The 22,992-nt window shown below is 64.1% G+C and carries 13 protein-coding genes; 1 reads left to right on the forward strand and 12 read right to left on the reverse strand.

Annotated features, from left to right (window positions below):
* Positions 1 to 8: 8 nt before the first annotated feature.
* From ACUH78_RS13365 to ACUH78_RS13415, 11 genes are all read right to left on the reverse strand, one after another.
* Complete coding sequence (locus tag ACUH78_RS13365; RefSeq protein WP_445333673.1) at positions 9 to 1,595, reverse strand: O-methyltransferase; 1,587 nt, start codon at positions 1,593 to 1,595, stop codon at positions 9 to 11.
* Between the two features lie 12 nt (positions 1,596 to 1,607).
* Positions 1,608 to 3,224, reverse strand: coding sequence for a coiled-coil domain-containing protein (locus ACUH78_RS13370; RefSeq protein ID WP_445333672.1), 1,617 nt, complete (start codon positions 3,222 to 3,224; stop codon positions 1,608 to 1,610).
* The gene (locus ACUH78_RS13375; RefSeq protein ID WP_445333671.1) at positions 3,221 to 5,278 is read right to left on the reverse strand and encodes a coiled-coil domain-containing protein; all 2,058 of its coding nucleotides are present in this window, start codon (positions 5,276 to 5,278) and stop codon (positions 3,221 to 3,223) included. The genes ACUH78_RS13370 and ACUH78_RS13375 overlap by 4 nt, the downstream gene beginning before the upstream one ends.
* 58 nt (positions 5,279 to 5,336) lie before the next feature.
* Positions 5,337 to 6,419, reverse strand: a complete 1,083-nt coding sequence (locus ACUH78_RS13380) for a KpsE/RkpR family capsule polysaccharide export protein (protein ID WP_445333670.1) — start codon at positions 6,417 to 6,419, stop codon at positions 5,337 to 5,339.
* Positions 6,420 to 6,429: 10 nt separating this feature from the next.
* On the reverse strand, positions 6,430 to 7,140 hold the full coding sequence (locus ACUH78_RS13385) for an ABC transporter ATP-binding protein (protein ID WP_445333669.1): 711 nt from the start codon (positions 7,138 to 7,140) through the stop codon (positions 6,430 to 6,432).
* Positions 7,137 to 7,952: an ABC transporter permease gene (locus ACUH78_RS13390; protein ID WP_445333668.1), complete on the reverse strand. Its 816-nt coding sequence runs from the start codon at positions 7,950 to 7,952 to the stop codon at positions 7,137 to 7,139. Before ACUH78_RS13390 ends, ACUH78_RS13385 begins: the two co-directional genes overlap by 4 nt.
* Before the next feature lie 24 nt (positions 7,953 to 7,976).
* The gene (locus ACUH78_RS13395; protein WP_445333667.1) at positions 7,977 to 9,689 is read right to left on the reverse strand and encodes a polysaccharide biosynthesis/export family protein; all 1,713 of its coding nucleotides are present in this window, start codon (positions 9,687 to 9,689) and stop codon (positions 7,977 to 7,979) included.
* Positions 9,689 to 10,099: an RT0821/Lpp0805 family surface protein gene (locus ACUH78_RS13400; protein ID WP_445333666.1), complete on the reverse strand. Its 411-nt coding sequence runs from the start codon at positions 10,097 to 10,099 to the stop codon at positions 9,689 to 9,691. Before ACUH78_RS13400 ends, ACUH78_RS13395 begins: the two co-directional genes overlap by 1 nt.
* A gap of 34 nt (positions 10,100 to 10,133) precedes the next feature.
* A complete protein-coding gene (locus ACUH78_RS13405) occupies positions 10,134 to 11,450 on the reverse strand; it encodes an aminotransferase class I/II-fold pyridoxal phosphate-dependent enzyme (RefSeq protein WP_445333665.1) in 1,317 nt (438 codons plus the stop codon).
* On the reverse strand, positions 11,447 to 18,988 hold the full coding sequence (locus ACUH78_RS13410) for an SDR family NAD(P)-dependent oxidoreductase (RefSeq protein WP_445333664.1): 7,542 nt from the start codon (positions 18,986 to 18,988) through the stop codon (positions 11,447 to 11,449). The genes ACUH78_RS13405 and ACUH78_RS13410 overlap by 4 nt, the downstream gene beginning before the upstream one ends.
* A 356-nt stretch (positions 18,989 to 19,344) precedes the next feature.
* Positions 19,345 to 19,911 carry a hypothetical protein gene (locus ACUH78_RS13415; RefSeq protein WP_445333663.1) on the reverse strand — a complete coding sequence of 189 codons (567 nt, stop codon included), beginning with the start codon at positions 19,909 to 19,911 and terminating at the stop codon, positions 19,345 to 19,347.
* 373 nt (positions 19,912 to 20,284) lie between these two features.
* Here ACUH78_RS13415 and ACUH78_RS13420 point away from each other — a divergent pair, with 373 nt between their 5' ends.
* Positions 20,285 to 21,607, forward strand: a complete 1,323-nt coding sequence (locus ACUH78_RS13420) for an IS110 family RNA-guided transposase (protein ID WP_445333662.1) — start codon at positions 20,285 to 20,287, stop codon at positions 21,605 to 21,607.
* Between the two features lie 12 nt (positions 21,608 to 21,619).
* Here the strand turns inward: ACUH78_RS13420 and ACUH78_RS13425 are convergent, their stop codons facing one another.
* Positions 21,620 to 22,507, reverse strand: a complete 888-nt coding sequence (locus ACUH78_RS13425; RefSeq protein WP_445333661.1) for a hypothetical protein — start codon at positions 22,505 to 22,507, stop codon at positions 21,620 to 21,622.
* Positions 22,508 to 22,992 lie beyond the last annotated feature (485 nt).

The following is a 22,992-nucleotide window of genomic DNA, read 5'->3' on the forward strand; positions in this document are numbered from 1 at the left end:
TGCGCGCATCAAGCACGCACGGCCGGTGGTTTTAACAAGGCTGCGCGGTTGCGGGCTTCGATCAGGGTGTAAGCGTTGTCGAGCAAGTAGGGCATGGCGAGCGTGCCTTTTGCTGTCCATCGGTGGTGCTCGTCGCGCCAGGTGTCGTCAATGCATACGATGCCATCCGTTGCCAGCTTCTTCAGTACGGATTCCGCGCAATCGAGGTGCATCTGGTGGCACGCCTGCTCATCGATACGACTCCCCAGGAAGCGCTCGTAGCGGCTTTGGCGCAGCTCGCTATGCTTGCCGTGATCGAAGTCGTAGGCGTCAAGGAACACGAAATCCATTCGTCCGGTGTAGGCGCGCAGGAAGTCCTCACCTTTTTGCGTGACTGCTGTAAACGGCATGTCGTTGCGGGCGAACATCACCTGCGCCATGTGCGAATTGTGTGGGTCCATGTCCACCGTGATGAAGTCGAGGCCGTGCGTGGCACAGAAGTCAGCGATCTTTGCCGTCGAGCCCTGGCCCGGGACATCCTCACGGGTGGTGCCGATTTCGATCACCACCCTCTTGGTGTCGGTTGGTGCGAATTTGGAGAGGTTGTGCTGGAGCCAGTCGAGCAGCAGATCATGGCCGTGCTCGGACTTCTTCTCCTGCAATGCGCGTACCTGCTCGTAGCTTTGCTGGATCGCTTTCGCGGTTGCGTCATCGACGGGCACCGCCGATTGCCCCTGCAGTGCGCGACTCATGGTGATATCCGCCGCGGTGTCGGCTCGACCGATTCGCACAAGTAGCTTGAGAAATTGCACCTGGGTCGTGATGGAAGCGCCATCGAAGTAGTGCCGCCCCTGCCTCAGGTAGTGAATAGCGGTGAGATTGTCTTTCTTTGCGGCAAAGGTCTCAGCCAGTTTCAACATCAGTAAGCAGTGGAGGCCCGGCTGCAGCGTGATGTCATCGAGCACGGCATCGGTTGCAGCATGGAGGTCTCGGCTTGCGAGGCAGCGCTGCAGCAGCTGGTCCGCTTGCGCATCCATGGCCTTTTCGGCGGTGTCGCTGCGGTTAGAAATGGCCGCCGAGCGAGGACATGCATTCTGTTGAAGTTGATTCCGCGCCAGCGCGGGTGCCAACAAGCGAACGTCCGCACCCGGCGTGCCGATCTGGATGGCCTTTTCAAAGTGCAGCTGAGCGCGGTCTGGTCGTGTGCTGAGGGCTGCCGCGCGACCGAGGCTGCTGTGGACCCCGGCGATGAGCACCTGGCTGAGGAGCTTTTTACTGATGCCCCAGTCCTTTGCAAGGTTCAGAAACTGTCGGGCCTCGTCGGCGAATCCGGTTTGAAGCCGCCCCGCGCCAGCCAGCAGAGCGAGCTTGGCACGGTCGGGGTGGTGCTGCAGGGTGTCGCGGTCGATGGTGGCGAGGCTGTTCCAGTCGCCGAATTGCCATTGCGTGCGGGCGCGGTCGAGGAGGGTTTCGTCGTAGGGGACGAGCTTTGCGACGCCGTCGTCCATGGGGTCGAGCGCTTGGCTTGGCGCTTCTCGTTTCAACGCGGGCGAATGCTGCACCGTTCTCGGAAGCTGGGATGGTTTGCGAAGGGATGAACGGCGTCGTTTTTTCATCGTGCGCCTCCGTTACAGCCCGGGTTCCCGCAGCAGCAGGTCCTTGATCAGTTCGATCTGTGCGTTGGCTTTGACGAGCTCTTCCTCCAACAGGACTTGCCGTTGCTGTCCTTCGGCGATGGTTTGCTTGAGCTTGTCGCGCTCGGCCGTGAGTGCGGACTTCTCCTTGGTGAGCACGTCCCGGGTGGCGGTGATCGTCTGCTTCTCGGCACTGAGCGCCTGCTTTTCCTTGGCCAGGCCGTCGCGCTCGGCCGTCAGATCGGACTTCTCCTTGGTGAGCGTGTCGCGGGTGGCGGTGAGTTGCTGGCGTTCGGCGGCCAGCGCCTCGAGTTGCGTCTGGCGCTCGGCGGCGAGCTTGTCGGCGGCGGCTTTGGCGTGGGCGAGCGTGTCGCGCTCAGTGGTGAGCGTCTGCTTCTCGGCACTGAGCGCCTGCTTTTCCTTGGCCAGGGCGTCGCGCTCGGCCGCCAGTGCGGACTTCTCCTTGGTGAGCGTGTCGCGGGCCGCGGTGAGCTGCTGGCGCTCGGCGGTCAGCGCCTCGAGCTGCGTCTGGCGCTCGGCGGCGAGCTGCTCGGCGGCGGCTTTGGCTTGGGTGAGCGTGTCGCGCTCGGTGGTGAGCGTCTGCTTCTCGGCACTGAGCACCTGCTTTTCCTTGGCGAGACCGTCTCGCTCGGCTGTCAGCGCGGACTTCTCCTCGGTGAGTGCGTCGCGGGTGGCGGTGAGCTGCTGGTGCTGGGCGGTGAGCTGCTGGTGCTGGGCGGTGAGCGTCTCGAGCTGCGCCTGGCGCTCGGCGGCGAGCTGCTCGGCCGCGGCTTTGGCTTGGGTGAGCGTGTCGCGCTCGGTGGTAAGCGTTTGCTTCTCGGCACTGAGCGCCTGCTTTTCCTTGGCAAGGCCGTCGCGCTCGGCCGTCAGCGCGGACTTCTCTTTGGTGAGCGTGTCGCGGGTGGCGGTGAGCTGCTGGTGTTCGGCGGTCAGCGCCCCGAGATGGGCCTGAGCATGTTTTAGTGCCTTGAGGAGCGGATGCCGCGCCAGGACTTGGGTGTTGTCGGGCAGGTTGAGGCCTGCCGGGGTATCGACCGGCCCGTACAAGCTAGGCGGCACATCTATTTGAGTATCGCGTCGGTGGGCGGGAATGATGACCACCGTGGAGAAGCGGGCGAGCGCCCCACTGTGCTCTAGCGCCGGCAGCAGTGCGGCGTTGTGGCCGCCGACGTCCAGAATCAGCAGGTGGGCCTCCCCTGCCCCACTCTCCTCCGCTGATCCCAGAGACGCGTTGGCGGCTTGTCCCAAGCAGGCGCTGACGAGCGCATCCACTGCCTCGGTCTTCACCTCGTCATCAGTCAGGCAGCGCAGGCTGGGGTAGAGGCGCTGCGTCGCCTCGTCCAGCGCCACCAGCCCGTTGGCCCACGGCAGGCTGTAGCGGTAGAAGGGCACGACGCGGGCGCTAACATCGACTACGGCGTGGCGCACCTGAAGCTGGCCATCGTCCTGCACGAGCGGCTCGAGCGCGGCCACCGCGTCGGCGTCGGCCTCGACCAGCCAAACCTGGTCGGCCAGAAGACGGTAGGCGGCCAGGTCGGGTTGGGCGCCGCAGCCGATGTGGATGAGGGTGCGGTAGCGCATCGTCGTCATTTAGCTTTCAGCTGGTGGATGCGGCGCATGTCGGCGGCCAGGCGCTGCCAATCGGCCCAGTCACGCGAGATGCGCGCGCCCTGCCCTTTCAGGGTGTCGAGCATGCTCGGTAGTTGCTCGATCAACTGGGAGACGAATGCCTGGTCCGCGGTCTGGATCTGCTTCCAGACCGCAGCGTCCATGGCGCTCGGCAACGCGAAGCGAAGCTCGAGCTTGCGGCCGCTCTCGCTCTCGCTTTCGGCGAACCAGGCCTCTAAAAGTTGCGCTTGCTGCTCGGGGAGCTCGAGCTTGGGTTGTTGGCCGAACTGGCCCGGTTTGACACCTGCGCACGAGAGGCGGAAGTGCCATTCGTCGACCAGCTTGTCGCCGAAACTGGGTGACTGCAGCGTGATCCAGAGGTGTTCGTAATCCGGGTTCACTTTTTCCTGGCGAAGTTGCAGGCCCTCGAAGTCGAGATGCGGCGACGCTGTCTTTTCCTTGGCACCCAGGACTCGCGCGAGCAAGCCGTTTGGTGCAACGGGTCGATGCTCCAGTTGCCGGCATCGGTGCTTGAGCTGGCGGTTCTGGCGCTTCTGTTGGTCGAGCTCTTGGTTGAGCTTCTGGTTCTGCAGGAAGTAGTGCTCGAGCTCTTCCTGCACTTGGTGCAGTTGAAGCAGTAGCAGCTCGCCCTCTTCCTGGCTCTCCTTTAGCGCACGCGCCTGCTCTTCGCTCAGCTTTTTGGCCTGCTCGTGCTCCGACATAAGCACTTTGAGTTTGCCTTCTTGTTCGTCCGCTTGCTTGCGAAGCTTGTCACGCTCCTGGGTAAGCACGGTGATCTGCTGTACTGCCTTGTCCCGCTCCTGAGTCAGGGCCGCAATCTGCTGACCCGCTTTGTCGCGCTCTTGCGTGAGTGCTGTTGCCTGCTGCCGCGCGGCATCGCGCTCGGTGATGGCCGTCGAATGTTGTTGCTTCAGGTGAGCAATGGTCTTCTCGCCCTCCTGGTGTTTCAGGAAAACGTTCTCGAGCTCTTCCTGCACCTGGTGCAGTTGAAGCAGCAGCAGCTCGCCTTCCTCCTTACTCTCGGCAAGTGCGGCCTTCGTCTGCTCGTATTCGGGCGGTGGCAGGCGCTTGGCTGCCTCCAGGGCCTGCTTGAGTTGGCGCTGCTCGTGGGTGCTTTGCTCGAGCGCCTCCTGCACATCACGCAGTTGCTGCAACAGTTGTGCGTTCTGCTGCTCGAGCGCTGAAAGGGCTTGGCGCTCGCTCTCGGTGAGGTCCTGCGCGCAGCGGCGCTGGTAGTCCTTGAGCACCGAAATCAATGAAGGCCTGGCGGTCGAGAAAACGTTGCCTTCTTCATCAACCTGGGTTTCGGGCTCCGGCAAAGGGTGCTGCGCTGCCTGCAGCTCTTGCGTGAGCGGCGTGAGCGGGCTGGCGTGCTGCTGCCAGGCCTGCGCAGCGACATAGCGGGCCAGGACGACCGGCGCCACGTCCGTAACTGCATGGTTGCCGGGAAGTGCGGGGAACGAAGCCTTGCGGGTATCGAAGGTGAAATGCCAGCGCTCGGCCAATCGGTCGGCCAGCGCGGTCGGGTTGGCGGCGGCCTGCGTGACGTTGACAAGCAGGCAGCGCTCGGGATTTGCAAGGTAGAAAGCGAGCATCTTCTCGTGCTCGATCTGCCATTGCTTGAGGTAAGCGGTCTCGTCCTCGATGGAATCCCCCTCTTCGCCAAGCAGGCGATACGCCAGATAGTCCTGGGGATCGCAGGTGAGCAGCAGGAAGTGGATGCCGGGCTCGAAATCGGCCCAGAAGTCGAGCGCTGCAATCGTGTGGCTTCCAGCCCAGCCCCACTGTGCCTGCTGCAGGTTGGCAAGCAGCAGATCCCCTGCAACTTGCTCCCACAACCTGCCGGGTGCCCGCTGCTGCGCCAGTTGAGGCGCGACGTGGCGGTGCCACGCCTCCATGTCGATGGTGACCTCTCGGTTCACCGGGCGCGCTTTCTCGAGTCCGCCAGCGAACAGGACTGCGCTGATGCGTTCGAAATCAGGCGTTTGTGCGCCGGCTATGCAGAGGATTTTCATGGTGTGAGTAACGAGCGGAGTAGATACAGAAAACGGTTGGACGAACGTAGCAAACGACTCAATCGCGATGGTCGCGGACGATGAGGATCAACATGCTGAGGATGAGCGCAAGGAACAGGGTGACGATGGCGAACACCGCGGTGTTGTAGAGGCGCTCGGGCCGGGTGGAATACTCCGGAAGCAGCGGACTCTGCAGGACGCTGACCTGCTTGAGCTTGCGTGCGGCCTCTAGCCGGGTGTTCTCGAGGGCGGCGAGTGCGCGGGAGTAGGTCTCCTGCGCGAACTGGGCCTTGAGCTCGAGCGTCTGGTATTCGGACGACACGAGGTTGAGCGATTTGCCGGTTGCCTGGGCAAGGCGGTCGCGCTGGCGGGTGATCTGGTCGCGCAGCGCGGTGATCTCGGCCTGGACCTTGCGCATCTCGGGTGATTGATTGCTCTGGAAGCTGGCGAGTGCCTGACGCTGGGCCTGAAGCCGCGCGAGCTCACCTTCCAGTCCAGCCACGACGTGATTCAGGCTCTCGACCGTGCCGGTCGGGGAGACCAGGCCTTCACGGTTCTGGAACGCCAGCATGTCTGCGCGTGCCTGATCCAGACGCTCTTCGAGTCGCAGGAGTTGCTGCTCGAGAAAGCGCACCTGCTCTTCGGCAAGACGGCGCCCCATCTCGTTCATGTGCGCTTCACCGGCTTCGAGCAGCAGGGCGACCATGTCGCGCGCGAATTCTGGAGTGAACGCCTCCACCTCGATATTGAGCACGCCGGCGTACTCGTCCATCTCGACTTCGACGCGGCTCAGGTAGTACTCGTGCAGATCTTCGATGGGCGCTTCGGCATCGAACAAGCTGGCAAAGAGGTCGCCGTTTTCGCTGTAATGCCGCCGGAAGTCGAGCTTGTCCTGCACTTGGCGCAGCATGTCGACCGAAAGGAGGTGCTCGCGCAACAGCAGCAGATCGCGGTCGTTCTTCGAGCCGGTGAGCATGGAGGCAAAGCTGATCTCGGGCGCGGCAATCTGTGGGCTTTCCAGCACGACGATGGCACGGGACAGATAGCGGTCTTGCGCGAGGACGAGCCAATAGAAGCTGACCAGGATGATGGCGGCGAACGCCAGCGCCCAATGCGGTTGTGATTTGATGAAGTGTTTCATGGCGCGGCGCTTAGTCGTCCTCGTCCGTGGTGGAGCTTGCTGGAGTGCGGCCAGGTGCCGCATCCGTTTCGGTGTGATAGGCCGCGATGGCCTCGTTGATGTCGTGGTACCAGGTAGCCTGCCCACCCTTGAGGTAGATGCCAGCCTGGCATAAGTCCTTGAGGATGCCCTCGGAGTGGCTGACCATGATCAGGCTGGCGCGACCGACGCGTTCCTTGAATGCCTGGGTCGCCTTGGCTCGAAAGCCGCGGTCGCCGACCGAAGTGGCTTCGTCGGAGAGATAGACATCGAAATCAAAGGCGAGCGAGAGCCCGAAATTGAGCCGCGCACGCATACCGCTCGAATACGTTTTGATCGGCTCGTCGAACGCGCTGCCCAGCTCGGCAAAGTCCTGCACCTTTTTGACGATCTGCTCGACCGCGTATTGCCCGCCATGCACGCGGGCAACGAATTTGACGTTCTGCCGGCCGGTCATGTTGCTCTGGAAGCCCCCGGACAAGCCGATTGGCCACGACATGCGACAGTTGCGCTGCACCTCGCCGCGGTCGGGTGTGTCCATGCCGGCGATGAGCCGTAGCAGGGTGGACTTGCCGGCTCCGTTACGTCCTAGCAACCCAACGCTCATGCCCTTTGGGATGCTGAGATTGATGTCCCTCAGCACCCAGTCCGACACGCTGTGCTGGCGGTGGTAGCGTTTGTAAAGCCCCCGGATTTCGATCATCGCGTCTTCAGCTTTTCTTTGAAGCGCACATGCATCACCAGCCCCAGGGCGAGCGTTGCAAGCGTAAACAGCCCAAAGTAAATCGCGCTGGTTCCATGTACGACCTTGTAGCCATCGAAAAACCCTGCTCGCAGCAACTCGACGCCATGAACGAGCGGGTTGTACATGAGGTACTCGAGCACTGTGTGGGGCAGATGATTGAGCGGGAGAATGACCCCTGAGAGGATCATCAGCGGCATCGTGCTCATACGGAACACGGTGGCAAGCTCGGGCACCAGCGTACCGGCCACAGAGGCGATCAGGCCCAAGGCCACTCCAACGCACCAAAGCACAATCCACCAGCCAATGGCTGCTATCGCGTTATCGGGAACCAGATCGATATTGAAGAACAGCGCCCCGAGAACGAACAGCAAGAAGATGAAGGTGTGCAGAACCCCTTCCACAGCGTTTCGAACCAGGACGGGGTCCACGGGCTGTACTTGGCGATAGGCAAACAACGCACTATTGGCGTCCACCGCTCCCATGCTCCGAAGCATGCCGTCGCGGACGAGGAAGTAGCCCATCATCCCGGTAATCATCCAGGGGATGAACTCGGCATTGGCTACCAATGCATCACCACCTGCAAACGAGCGTGGCAGCAGCATGATCAGCGTGAACGCCATCGGCTCGGCAATCATCCAGAACCAGCCCATGCGGTCGGCCATGGTGCGCGAGATGGCCTCGCGCATGAACATGGCGTACCACACGCTGCGCGTGACCTGCCAGGAGGTGCGCACACCGTTCGACAGGGGCGGATTGGATGCTTGGCTCATGAGGCGGTTCTCCACCAACCTGGCTTAGAGGTCGAGCGCGACCTTGGTGGCCACTGCGATCTGGAACAGGATCTGGCTGATGGCGGTAGCGAGCGGCAGGTTCTTGGTCGGCACCTCGGGCATGACCAGGATCTCGTCGCCCGTGCGTAGCGCGACATCCTTGGCGCTGACCACAGCGCCATTCTGGCGGACCACCAGAATGTGATCTTCGTCCGCACGCTGGGTGAAGCCGCCAGCGCCTTCGATGTAGTCCTTCGCGCTCAGACCGGGCTTGAAGACCACGGCCTGCGGCACGACGACCTCGCCGCTGATGAGGATGGAGTCGCTGACCTCGGGGATGGTGATGAGGTCGCCGTCCTGCAGGCGGATGTCGCTGATACGGTCGTCGTGGGCCACGACGAGGCGACCGCTGGGCTGCAGCTGGCGCGCGCGCTCGACGAACTTCTGGATGAGCTCGGCTTCGCGCACACGGATCTGGGCTTCGTCGTTGGTGGAGGACTGGGCGCCGAGATATGCAGTTTCGAGCCGGTTGAGGCTGTCCTGCAGTGCGGTGGCCTGCTGGATGGCCACGCTTTCGCGGCGGATCGAGATGCTCTCCACGGCGGTCATGCCTTTGGGTACGGCGATGGCGTCGAGCAACTCGCCCAGGCGGGCATCGCGCGGCAGCGCGTAGCGCGAGGGGCCGTAGTAGCTGCCTTCGATCTGCACCACGATGGTTTCGCCGCGCTGGTCTGCGCTGTAGGTGAGCTCGTCGCCGCTTTGCACTTGCTGCCTGGCAAACTCGTCCAACGTGAAGTACTGCGCGACAGGGCCTTGAGCGCGGGTGCCGCGCAAGAGCACATGCGACACGCCGCTATTGAGTCGGGCGAGCTCGCTGACCTTTGCACCGGTCAGACGGTCGCCGATGAGCTCGTAGCGATACTCGCGATGCACGTCGCCGGTGACCGCGATGGCCGGGCCGCGCTCCTGCACGACGATGGTGTCGCCGTCGCGGAACTGCGGGCGTGCGATCTCGCCGTGAAGCAGGAAGTTGTAGAGGTCGACGGTGGCTACCGTGCGGCCGTCGCGCACGACGCGGACCTGACGGTAGCTGCCGAGATCCTTGTCGATGCCACCTGCCTGATCGAGGAAGTAGAGCAGCGAGTCGCTGGGCGTACCGGCGTAGCGGCCAGGGTTTTTGACGTAGCCGGTGACGTAGATACCGACTGGCTGCACGCCCTGGAGGTTGGTGTACACCTGCACCTCTTCCGGATAGACAGCGCGGATGGCGCTGCGAAGCGTGCCGTCGATCTGCTGGCTGTTCTGCCCCTGAACCGCCATGGGGCCGATGCCGGGGATGAAGACGTTGCCTTGGGCGTCAACAGTGAGCACGCTATCGATCTCGACCGCACCCCACACCCGCAGGGTGATCTGGTCACCCGGCTTGACTTTGTAGCTCGGGTTGAGGCCCTGGGCCATCGCAGCACGAAAGCCGCCTTCGAAAAGGTTGCCGCCAAAGGGAGGCAACCCATCGACCTTCGCTTCAGCCTTGGGCTTGGTCTTCGGCTGAGACGGTGGCGCGTAATTGGCGTTGTTCCAGTTGGCGCGCGGCGTGTCGTCAATGGCAGTTTCGGGTTGCTGTTGCTGCGTAGTAATGGTGGAAGGCAGCGTGAGGCTCTGCGCCATCGTCGGTGCAGCGAAGCTGCTAAAAACCAGCGCGGCGAGGGCTCGTGCGGCGTGTTGTTTGATGGTGCTCATCAGCGTTGCGCTCCGGTGACGACCTCGGTGACGAGACGGCGGGTATCCCAACCCTGGGCGTTCTGGCAGGCGAGCTCACGGCTCTCGCCGCCGGCGCCAGCGCGCAGAACCTTCAACTTGCGGCATTCGCGCCCGCTGGCTGCGAGGTAGGCGTCCTCGACGATCACTTCGACCTGACTGCCCCAAGGGCTGTCGGCTACCGAATACACCGCGCCGACCGGCGCCTGCGAGAGGAAGCCGCCGAGCGCTGCATCGAGCTGCACACCCGCCCCCTCGCCAACGACGACACCGGACGACTCGGAGACCGGCCGGATCGGGAGGGTACAACCACCAAGCATGGCGGCAAGACACAGCAACAGCCCGAGCTGCCTGCCCGAGCGCGTGCTGAAAAACCTTGAGTGACGGTGCATCGATAAATCCTCTGGATTCGGGCGCTTCGCGGCACTAGGCCAGCGCTGCGATGAGTCGTTCGATCTGTTCATCGGTGTGGTCCGCACTGACGAAAAAGCGCAGCCGTGCAGCTTTCTCTTCCACGGCGGGGTGGATGATCGGCTGCGCGTTGATGCCGTGCTCGAATAGCTGGTTGGACAATCTGGTCGCCTTGAGCGAGCCGCCCGCAAGCGCCGGGACGATTGCATAGCCTTGCGAATGCCCGGTATCGATGCCGGCATCACGCGCCCTAGCCAGCAGCCGCTGTGCACGCTGGTGCAAGCGCGCGACGCGCTCGGGCTCGCTGTTCATGATGCGCAGCGCCTCGAGTGCGGCACCCGCCACCGGCGGCGAGATGCCAACACTGTAAACGAACCCCGGAGCCGAATACTTGAGGTGTTCGACCAAGGCGCGCTCGCCCGCGACATATCCGCCGCATGCTGCGAGCGTCTTGCTGAGCGTGCCCATCCAGATGTCGACGTCCTTGCCCGCGACACCGTAGTGCTCGTGGATGCCCTTTCCGGTGGCGCCGAGCACACCCAGCGAGTGGGCCTCATCGACCATGAGGAAGCAGCCATGGCGGCGCTTGATGTCGACGAAGGCAGGCAGGTCGGGGATGTCGCCGTCCATGCTGTAGTGCCCTTCGATGACGATGAGCACCCGCTCGAACTGCCCCCGGACCTCAGCCAGCAGGGTATCGAGCGCATCGGCGTGGTTGTGAGGGAAACTGCGCCGCGCTGCGCCCGAGAGCTTGATGCCCTCGATGATGCTGTTGTGCGCGAGGCCGTCGTGGACGACGAGATCCTTGGGGCCGAACAGCGTGGCAATGGTCGACACGTTGGTGGCGTGCCCGCTGACGAAGACCAGGCAGTCTTCAACGCCGTAGTTGTCGGCGAGGGATCGCTCGAGTTCGCGCTGGATGGGACGCTCGCCCGCCACGAGGCGACTTGCAGAGGCTGAAGTGCCGTAGCGGTCGATGGCGTCCTTGGCCGCCTGGTCGACGCGGGGATGACCGGCCAGTCCCAGATAGTTGTAGCTCGAGAAGTTGATGTACTCGCGCCCGTCGATGTACGTGACGGCTCCGGCAACGCCGTCGTGGGCGATGAAGAAGGGGTTGCGCAGGCGAATACGGTCGGCTGCGGCCTTGGAGACGAGCATGCGCTCGTAATCCGGATGGCGGTCGAAGCGGGTGAAGGCCTCGGGCACGCTGCTGCGGCGGACGGCACGGCTGAGTGCCGATGGCGCTGGGGCGCCCTCTCCACCCGCCTTTTTGCGCAAGAAGCGTTCGATGAGCTGGGCCTTGGCCTTGTTGCCGAGCGATTCTTTGCTCATGACGTGAGCCCCACTCCCTTTTTGGTCAGCGCCCGTGCGTCTTCGGCGAGTTGTTTGGCCTCCTCCTCGCCCATCGCCTCGCCGTGCTGACGGGCAAGATCCTGTACCACCGCTGCGGTGCTGCCTGCAGGGCTGGCGTCGGGGTCCGTCTCGCCAACAAGCTTGTCGAGGATGCGCTGGGTGACCTTTTCGGCGGTCGGCGACTCGTTGAGCATCATCACCGGCAGCGGAATACCCAGGCGCTGCTCGAGGCCAAGCGCAAGCTCAACCGCCATGAGCGAGTCGAGGCCGAGATCGTGCAGCGAGCGCGCGGGGTCGATGCGATCAGCGCCAATGGCGAGGATCTCGGCAACCTCCTGGATGACCAGTTGCTGCACGAGGGTAGCGACTTCGTCGGGCGGCTTGCCTGCGATCAGCGCGCGGAAGTCGGTGTCTTCGTCGGCAAGGCTGGCCGTCTTGCGGCTGCGGTTGAGGATGGCGAAGCGCTGTGAGTCGGCAGATGGCAGCAGTCGGGCGAGCACGTTCCAGTCGAAATTCGCCACGGCCATGCAGCCACCTTCGGCCATGGCCGCGTCGAGCTGTGCCAGCGCCCGCTCGGCCGACAGCGGGGGCTTGCCCAGGCGTTGTGCAAGGCTGTCGCGCACTGCGGTGTTGCGGGTGAGGTAGCCGGCATCGCCGATGGGCCCCCAACCGATGGCGGTGGCGGGTAGCCCCATGCTGCGACGCATCTCGGCAAACCCCTCGAGCGCAGCGTTGGCAGCAACGTAGTTGGCTTGGCCCGGGTTGCCGATATAGGTGGTGATCGAGGAGTACAGCACGAAGTGTTCGAGCGCCAGATCGAGCGTAGCCTGGTGCAGGTTCCAGGCGCCGACGAGCTTGGGCTGCATCACGGCTTCGATGCTGGCTGCATCGAGATTGCCGATGAGCTTGTCGTCGATGACCATCGCGGCGTGGAGCACACCGACCAGCGGGGTGCTGCTGCGGTGTATCTGCGCGATGAGTTGTTTCACCGCGTGCGCGTCGGTGATGTCGCAGGCCAGTGCCAGGACTTGGACACCCCGCGCTTCAAACTCTTCCACGATCTGCGCCGCATCCGGCGCGTCCGCACCACGGCGGCTCACCAGCACAAGACGGCGTACACCCTGTCTCGCCAGCCAGCGCGCCGACTCGAGGCCGAAGCCGGACAAACCGCCGGTAATGAGCCAGGTACCTTGCGTTGCCAGTTGTAGGGTGTGGCGTAGGGGGGCCGGAGATCTGACCTGCGGTCGCGCCGTGTCCATCTGGACCACGACCTTGCCGATGTGGCGTGCCTGCTGCATGACGCGGAAGGCGTCGACAACGCGATCAGCCGAGAAGACGCGATGCGGCAGCGGGGCAAGCACGCCCTCGCGGAAGAGCTCGATGACTTCGGCAAACATGCGCGCAGCCAGTTGCGGGCGGCCGGTGAGGAGTTGGTCAGCGTCGATGCCGAAATAGCTGATGTTGTCCTTGAACGGGCGCAGCCCGATGGGCGTGTTTTCGAAGAAGTCGCGCTTGCCGAGCTCGAGGAAACGACCAAACGGACGCAGCACCCGCAGGTTCCGGCGAATGGCTTCGCCAGCGAGCGAGTTGAGAATGACGTCGACACCTTCTCCGCCCGTGACGGCCAGGATGTCGTCGGCAAAGGCGAGGCTGCGTGAGTCGAAGACGTGATCGGCGCCGAGCAAGCGCACGAAGTCGCGCTTGTCGTCGCTGCCGGCGGTGGCGAAAACCTCGGCACCGAGATGCTTTGCCAGTTGGATCGCCGCAAGTCCCACCCCGCCAGCGGCACCGTGGATGAGCACACGCTCGCCGGGTTCGACGTTCGCGAGTTGCTTGAGCGCGTAATAGACGGTGAGGAAGACCGTCGGCACCGTCGCCCCGGCTGCGAAGGACCAGGGCTCGGGCATGCGCGCGAGCGCATCTGCGCGGGTGACCACATGGCTGGCGAAGCAGGCCGAACCGAAGCCCATGACCTTGTCGCCAGCCTGCAGGTCGTCGACGCCGGGGCCGACCCGACTGACGACGCCGGCAAACTCGAGCCCCAGACTCGCGCCGGCAAAGCCGTTTTCCACCGCTTCATCGGGCAGCAGGCCCATGAGGTACATGACGTCGCGGAAGTTGAGGCCGGTGGCGTGGGTGCGCACCTCGACCTCGCCCGCTTGCAGGGCTTTCTCGGGCTGAGGCAGCCAGAGGAGGTTGCGAAGCTGGCCAGGGACGAGGAAGTCGAGCTGGAAGCGGTCGATGTGCTGCTCATCAAAGCTCGCGCACCCCGCATCCTCGCGCATGACCAGCGTATGCCGAGCGTGCTCGGAGAGCACGATTTCCTGGGCGCCATCCGGGCGCAGCAGCTCATTCGCAAGCCTGGCGGGCGTGGAACCTGCATCCCATGCGCATCGCAGATCAACGAGCGTGCAGCCGAGCGCGGGGTGTTCGTTCATGACGACCCGCCCGAAGCCCCATACCGCGGCCTGCGCCGGATTGGGGGGAAGGCCGGTGGTAAGACTGGATACAAGCTCCGATGCGAGCGCCCCACCCTGGGTAATGAGCCAAAGCCGCGGCGGCTTCGCTGGACCGCTCGCCAGGGCCTGGACGTCGGCCAGCGTCTCGCCCAGCAGCGTGGCAGCGTCGTCAGCGCCGGCGGCCCAACCGCGCATGCGGACGATGTGGCCGAACGCGGACAGCTCGTCGCCCTGCAAGTGCTTACGCAGCACAACCTGCTGATCGGCAGCCTCGAGTTGCGCGCGCACCTGCTCGGCCAGATCGGCCGAGGACGCGTCCGTGAGCAGCAGCCAGGACGCCGAGGGTGCGGCCACGAGCGCCAGACTCTCGGACTGCGGACGACGGGCGAGGACGAGGTAGGCGCCTTCGGCGAGACCCTCGGCGGCGGGTTCGGTGAAGCGCTGCAGATCGTCGAAACCTTTTTCGCGAAGTGCGGCCTCCCAGGCCTCGGGCGGCAGCAGGCAAGAGCCCGGGGGGCCGAGCTCGAGGTCGGGCAACGCAGCGTCATGCCACCAGTCGGGATCGAGGCCCTCGATGAAATCTGCCCCCCAGTCGGCATGGCGCTCTGCCACGAAGAGGCGCCCACCGGCTGCAAGCCAGTTTTTGGTCTGGCTGAGCGCAGTGTTTGCGTCGAGCGCCTTGTGCAGCACGTGGCGGACGATAACGACATCGAAAACCGCGGGCCGCGGCGTGTTGGCATCGAGCTTCCAGCTCGCGGTGTTCGCGGTTGCCACCGTAAGGTTGGCGAAATCGGCGTATTCAGCCTGCTGACGCGCCGCACTTTCCTCGTCCGGCAGCGCCAGCACATAGTCGAGGCGATCCTCGGGCAACGTGTCGAGCAAGGTGCGCGGCAGTTCGCTGGCCCCGGCGGCAATTTCCAGAACACGCAGGCGGCGATGACTCGGCAAATCTTCAGCAACGGCGAGTAGCGCGGCTTGCAGCGCCTGACGGACGCCGAGATAGGCGGGGTCGTCGTCGTAGAGCGTTTCGGCTGCGGGCGAATGCGCGAGCTTGCGCGCAAAGCTGCGGCCATCGAATTCGCCTGCCAGCAGCTGCGGCAAGCTGCGGCCGACGCGCCCGAGCAGAACCAGCTGAGGCAGGCTGGCGGGCAGATCGCGCTGCAGCGACTGCCAGATGTCCTCGGAAGAAGGCAATTCGCTGTCGGCCGCCAGCGTCCACTCGCCGTTTTCACTGGTGAGCAGCGCCTCTTCGCGCAGCAAACTTGCCAGCCAGCGCACGTAAGGCGAGGCTGAGCCGAGCAGTTTTTCAAGGCCGCCCTCGCGCTGGGCGAGCGCGTGAAAGGCTTCGTACGCAAAAGAAAGGACGAGGGCCTCGAAAAGCGGCAGCGCCTCCTTGAACCAGGCTTGGCGCTGCGGGACGAGCGCCGAGAGGCTGCGCTCGATCTGCCCGACGAGCGTCTTCGCAGTGGGAAGCTCTGCCCGGAGTGCATCTACAGGGTGCGGAGACAGCCAGGGCTTGACTCGCCAGCGCGAGACCTTGCCGTCATCACGATGTGTGAGCGGTGCTGCGCGGAAGCGGCAGCCGTAAGCACTCGCCACGAGCTGGTCGTTGGCGTCGAAAAGCTCGAAATCGGCCAGCACGGAACGGGCGCTACGCCGTCGCAGCATGGCACGGAAGTGCGTAACGGCGCCGCGACGATGCAAGGCCAACTCCCCGGCCTTGACCGGCAACAGCGCGACGCCCTCGCCGGCCTCGATCTCGGCATGGAAGAAGTCGACCAGCGACTGGTAGCAGGCGTCGAGCCGCGCGGGGTGCAGCAGGTAGGTATCGTCCTGCGCCACGTCGACCGTCGCCTCGAGCAAGCCTTCTGAAACGCGGGCTTCGCGCAGCCCCTGGAACACCGGGCCGTAATCAAGGCCCAGCGCACGCGCCAGCTGGTAGTGGGCCTCGCCCTCGATGCGGGTGCCGCCCGCCAAAGCTGCGATACGACCGCCCGCGGGCAGCGCGCCCGGCTGCAACAGCCGGCCCGCAGCGTGGAGCGTCCACTCGTCGGCGGAGAGCCGTTGCCGGCTCTTGATCTGGAAGCTGCCGTCGCGCGGGTTGAGGTTGAAACGCAGCGTGCGGGCGTGATCTTCATCGAAAACCAGCGGCGCCAGAATATCGAGCTGCTCGACGGCGAAACGCTCACCGCCGAGCCACTCGCGCGCCGCCGCAAGCGCCATCTCGGCATAGGCCGAACCCGGGAACACCACTGCGCCACCGACCCTGTGGTCAGAGAGCCATGGCAAAACGATGGGGTCGAGCGTGTTGTCCCAGCACCATTCTGCTTCGGGAATCCGCCACCCCAGCAGCGGATGCACGCGGCGCCGCTCGATGTGCTTGGCGCCTTCGCTGGTCTGCGGATGCCAGTAGCGCTCGCGCTGCCAAGCGTAGTTGGGCAGGCGCACACGGCGCCCTGGGATTGGGAAGTAGGCGTCGAACTTCGGTTTGCTCGCCGCCAGATGAAGCCTGAGCGCCGTGTCGGCGATACGCGAGCAACCGTCGCTTCCCTTGCGCAAGGTGCTGAGCAGGCGCCCTTTGACGTCCACCGCTGCCAGGCTCTCGCGCATGTAGCGCTGAAGGATGGCGTTGGGGCCGATCTCGACAAAGCCGCGGCAACCCAGCTCGGCGAGCTTGGCGAGTGCGTCCGAGAACCGCACCGGCTCTCGCACGTTGCGCCACCAATAACGATCACCAAGCAAGCTGGTGTCGAGACGATCCCCGGTGACGGTGGAGACGAAATCGACATCACCACCGACCTGGGGACAGAGCCCGGCAAGGCTGTCGAGCAGCCGCGCCGCGACCGCGTCCATCTGGCGGCTATGGAAGGCGTAGTCGAGATCGAGCAGCCGGAAAAAAACGCCGCTTGGCGCAAGTTGGGCCTTCAGACGCTCCAGATCGGCGAGGCTTCCGGACAGGGTGACGTTGCGCGGGCTGTTGATACCGGCAAGGGTCACATCCAGTTCGCCATCCATCTGATCGATGGCAGTCTGTACCTCTGCCGCCGACAGACCGACGGCTGCCATGCGCCCTTGGCCGCGTGTAAGCCCCTGGGCCTGGCTGCGCGCAATGATGACGCGAATTGCCTCGTCGAGACTGAAAGCACCCGCGGCCCACGCCGCGGCAACCTCGCCCACGCTGTGACCGGCGACCGCATCGGGCATCACGCCCTGCTCGCCGAGCAGCCGGGTGATCGCGACCTGAATCGCAAAGAGCAGCGGCTGTGCGACGACCGTGTCGTCGAGGCGAGAAGCTGCGGGCTCGGAGCGCAATTCGGCAAGGATCGAGAAGCCGGCAACCGGCTCCATCTTCTCGTCGAGCTCGGCCATCAGTTCGGCAAAACGCTTCGACTCCTCGAGCATGCGCACGCCCATGCCAACCCACTGCGCCCCGTTGCCGGAGTAGATGAACGCGACCTTGCCCTGGTCGGAGGCCGCATCCTCCACGATGCAATGATCAGAGGACTCGCCGCGTGCGTAGGCCTGAAGCGCCGCCACCGTATCGGCAACCGAACTCGCCATGACTGCAAGCCGCCTCTCCAGGTGCTCGCGGCGATACGCGGCAGCAAAGGCGACGTCGTAATAACCCTGCGGCGTCTCACCCCACAGGCGCGCGGCATAGCGTTCTGCCAAGGCCATCAAAGCCGCATCGGAACGCGCGGAAAGGACGAGTGGCGGCAAGGCCTCGGGGAGGTGCTCTCCCGCTGGCGCTAGCGCCTCCGTCGGCCGAAACTCCTGGAGCAGGACGTGGGCATTGGCGCCACCGAAACCGAAGGAATTGACGCCGGCGATCAGCGGCTTATCGGCCGTGGTTGCCAGCGGCGTGTACTCGACAACCGGCTGGAGGTTGAGTACCGCAAAGTCGATGTTCGGGTTGAGCGTATCGAGATGGATCTGCGGCGGCAGGGCACGGTTCTTGAGCGCCAGTACCGCCTTGACGAGACCCGCCATGCCGGATGCGGGCTCGAGGTGGCCGAGGTTGGCCTTGACCGAACCAATGGGAAGCCGCGCATCTCGTCCCTGGCCATAGACCTCACCGATGGCGGCGGTCTCGACCGGGTCGCCAATGGCTGTGCCGGTTCCATGCGCCTCCATGAAGTCGATATCGGTCGCGGCGAGCCCGCTTTTGGCGAGCACGCTGCGCATCAGCTCCGCCTGCCCGGCCCGACTGGGGATGGTGATGCCGGTCTTGCGCGCGCCATCGGCATTGACACCTGTGGCGCGGATGACAACCTGGATGTCGTCACCGTCGGCGAGCGCTTGATCGAGCGGCTTGAGCAAGAGCACGGCCCCACCCTCGGCACGCACATAGCCATTGCCAGCCGCATCGAACGGTTTGCAGCGGCCATCGGCGGAGAGCATCGACGCCTTCGTGAAACCCACGAAAGGATACGGGTGAAGCAGCAGGTTGACACCACCGACCAGCGCCGTAGTCGCCTCACCGGTCTGAAGCGCCATGCAGGCATGATGCAGCGCGACGAGCGAAGACGAGCACGCGGTGTCGACGGCAAGCGAAGGGCCATGCAGGTCGAACACATACGACAGACGATTCGCGGCCACGCTGAGCGTGTTACCCGTCATCGAGTGCGCAGTCATCGACGCCAGGTCGTCGAGGCTCCTCGTGCCGTAATCAAGACTAGAGATGCCAACGTAAGCTGCACAGTTCGTACCCGCGAGGGAGGACGCAGGGATCTGGGCGTTCTCCATGGCCTCCCACGCGAGCTCGAGGAGCAGACGCTGCTGCGGATCGAGCCAGGCAGCCTCGCGCGGCGAAATACCGAAAAATCCCGCATCGAACTCATCGATGCGTGACAGAACGCCAGCAGAGAACGTGATGCTGCGCCCGGGTTCGGCACGGCGGTCGTGCTGAAGGGTGTCTACGGCCCAGCGGTCCACCGGGATGGTGCCGACCAAATCCTGTTTGCGCTCGAGCGCTTGCCAGAGGGCACGCTCGTCGCTCAGATCGCCCGGAAAGCGGAATGCCATGCCGACGATTGCGATGGCCGGGGCAGCACTCACCCCATCTGCTGCCCACTTTGGGCTCTTCGATACGTTTGAACGCTCGACCGCCGACAGTTCTTGCTTTTCGTTCTTGAAACCGCTAATCCGATGCATTCAAAAAATACGTCCCAAAGTCCCCGTGTGCCGCGCTGCACACATGGCGGGAAGCGTGCGCCTAGGCCACTTGAGTTTACGGGCTCAGCGGCCACCGCCGGCGCGTACCGATCATAACTCGCAAGCATATCACCCGGCCCGCTGCCGGGCGGACAACGATTCGTTGCGGATACCGGACAAGCGCACATAGCTCAACTTATGATGATACATTTTGATTACATTTACCCGCAACAACGGGCGTCTCGAGCGAGGCGGCGAAGCTACAGTTGCGAGGGCTCGGGCAAGCACACCCCAGCCTGCTTCAGGGCACGCACCTCAGCGGCCGACCAAGGAAGGGGGGAAGGCAGTTCGGGCAGGCTCATCTGCCACCAGATCACGCGAGCTGCCGGTCGGATCACCGCGCCGGGTTGGCTCACCACTGGGCCAGCGCCGACCTCGGCAGGCCATAGGGGATTCGGCACCCCCGCACCTGTCGCCTGGGCAACAAGCTTTTGGAGTTGACGCGGGTGAATCAAGGTGTGGCCCTGCGCGATGAGGACGTTCAGCGCATCTAGGCATGCCTTACATTGGGCGTACCCGGTAATAAAGCCAAGGCGTTGGGCCTCATCGGTGTCGCCGAGCCTGCCACGGAAAAACTCGACGAGGCGCGCCACCCGGTCGGCCACATGGGCCAGCGGCGCCCCGGCCTCCGGGTTGAAGCGCGGATGCTGGACCCAGAACGCGATCTGCTCCGCGACCTCCTGAGCGCGCTCCGACCCCGCGTGCGCGGCGATGTCTTCGATTGCCTGTTGCCATTTCGCACCTCCGATCCCGGGTGCGTCGGCCATCTTCTCCGCCAGACGACGACGTGCGAACCCAGAGAGTGGGCACACAGGATGGGTAAGGAACTGGACCAGGGCGTTGTAATTCAGCGGCGTCCACAACAGCTCTGAGCATCCCATCCGCGCGTCCCGCACGCCCGGCGTTCCGGAAGAAACGAATATGGCTTACAAGGAGAACGGCAGCGCCGCGATGACCGACACGTCATTGGTGCGAGCTCGCAGCGCTAGAGGACGCTGTGGAGCGAGCCCGACTCTGAGCATGGTCCGGGAATCGTCGGCGACAGTGGTGAGCACAGCGATGTGCATCCCGTTTGAGAGATCGAGTCGAAATCGACGCTTCCCTTGGCGCTGCCGTTCTTGGACGAGGATGGAGCAGATCATGGCGATGCGCAAGCGGACAGACACGGTGTTCCCGAACGCGGCGGGGATCGATGTGGGTGCTTCGAGCCACTGGGTGGCGGTGCGGCCCGAAGCGGCAGCAGAGCCGGTGCGCGAGTTCGGCGTCATGACGGACGATCTGTGCGCCTTGGCGGATTGGTTGCTGGCGTGCGGGGTGGAGATCGTCGCTTTGGAGTCGACCGGCGTGTACTGGATCCCGCTGTTCGAGATCCTGGAGCAGCGCGGGCTGCAGGTCTGGCTGGTCGATGCGCGACAGATGAAGTACGTGCCGGGGCGCAAGAGTGATGTGCAGGATTGTCAGTGGCTGCAGCGTTTAATGAGCTACGGGCTGCTGCGCGCAGCATGGCGACCTGCCGGAGAGGTCTGTGAGCTACGGGCGATAGCCCGGCTGCGCGAGACCTTGCTCGCCGAGCAGGCCAGTTGGGTGCAGCGCATGCAAAAAGCCTTGGTGCAGATGAACATTCAACTCACCGAGGTGCTCACCGACGTGATGGGCATGAGCGGTCAGGCGATCATCCGTGACATCGTCGCCGGCGAGCGCAACCCTGAAGTGCTGGCGCGTCACCGTCACCGGCGGGTTAAGGCCAGCACCGAGGAGGTCATCCGTGCGCTGACCGGGAACTGGCGCCAGGAGCATCTGTTCGTGCTGGGTCAGGCACTGTCGATGTACGACGACATCGCCCGTCACTTGCGCGAATGCGACGCCCAGATGCAGGTGCTGCTCGGGCAGCGGGCGCAGTGCGCGATCAACGTTGGCGCGGTGCCTCGAGCCGGCAGCAAGGCGCGGGCCGCCTTCGATGTCAGGCAGATGCTCGCCAATTGGGCGGGGGTCGATCTGACGCGCATCAACGGGCTTGAGGTGAGCTCGGTGATGAAGATCCTGACCGAGATCGGGCCCGACCTCTCCCGCTTTGCCAACGTGAAGCACTTCTGCTCGTGGCTGGGGCTGTGCCCGGGGACCAAGGTCAGCGGCGGCAAGGTGCTCTCGGCCGGTACCAAGCGTTCGGCCAACCGCGTGCGCCAGGCCCTGAAGATGGCCGCGATGACGCTATCGCACAGCAACTCGGCCCTGGGAGCGTTCTATCGGCGCCTTTGCAGCCGGATGGACAAACCCAAGGCGAACACCGCAACGGCGCATAAGCTCGCGCGCATGGTGTACTTCATGCTCACGCGCGGTGAGGCCTTCGTCGACCAGGGGCAGCAGCGATACGAAGAACTGCAACGCGAGCGCAGCATCGCTGCACTCAAACGCCGAGCCACCGCGCTCGGGTTCCAGATCAACCCCATCGGGGCAGCCGCATGAAAACCGCCCCGGCTAGTTTTGTTTCTTGAGAGAGACAAGGGACAGCACCTGCATGGATGGGCGAAACGCGCTGATTTCCTTGAGGCCCAGGCGCGCCTGCCCAAGCGCGGCCAGATGCGCATCGAACCAAGCCCCGTCGGATCCAGCGACCAGCAAGGTACCGGGCGCAGCGATGCGCGAAGCGACCCAGTGCGCAGCCAGGGCGCGGGTTTCCGACTGTACGACGATGACCGTTCCGTCATCCTGCCAAGCGATCGGATCAGACCCCTCGCCCGCCGCGTTGCGTTTTAGACGCCGCTGAAGTGCTCCCAGAAAGCCCCCTGCCGCTCTATCTGCCACCGAAGCATGTTTGAGCGGCAAGGCCTTGAGCACGGCTTGCCAGCGCGCCGGAAAGACATCGATGGGATCGACTAGCAGGACTGAATCGATGCCGGGCGTTCGGACCTTCAACCGGTCTAAGATCGCCTCGAGACGCTGGGCAAGGTTGGCTGAAACCGCAACACGCGCACGCTGCTCGACCGCGGCGAGGTCATGCAGTCGGGATGGCGCATCCGACGACAGCGCGTCTTCCCATCGCAGCGACTCGCGTCGATGTAGTGCCCATTCGTCACGCCAGTTCAACAGGCAGGCGGCCGTTCCAAGTGGATCGAGCGCAAAGCTGCGATGGTAGAAACGCGACGGGGCATCGAGTGCCTCGAGGCAGTCCCGATACTGGATGGTCCGCTCTGCGGCGGAAGGATGCATCGCTATCAGGCCGAGCTGCATCTCGAGGATGCCAAGCAGGCCCAAGGGCCCCACAACCACATCGCCGAGGATGTTGGCGGGTGGCACACCACGTTGGCCATCGAGGTACAGGCCGAAGGTAATGCGGTACCCCGTTGCGGTATCGGTGGTCTTCATTTCTCATGCATGCCTGCTTGACGATATTGGCATTGTGCATGAATGCCGCAACTGGTATTTCACACCGCAAGCTTGCGGGCATCTTGCCGGCCAGAAGCGGCGTACAGCATGGCAGTGACCTGCAACTGCACGCGGCCAAAGGATAGCCATTACTCCTAGATCGTCACACGCACCCCTGCGCAAGCGTTCTTGCGCCCGCGCTTGGCGTTGATTGACGCCCACACCACCTTCCCTCCCAGCCAGCGGTTGACCAACGCACGGGTTGGCCCAGTCGCATCACGCGCGTTCGGCGGCGCAAAACGACTAGGACAACAACGCAAGCATCTCTGTAATGACCAAAGACTTGCAGCCAGTTCAAGGCTTCGTCTTCGCATGCCTGCTCAGCTCGCGATATAGCTCGTCGAGCAATGGCTGATTCTCCCTTCCGGATAGCATGAAGGCGTTGAACTTGTAGCCCGTGCTCTCCACCCCCAGAAAGGGTGCGG

It is taken from the genome of Thauera sp. ZXT1-4, assembly GCF_052598215.2.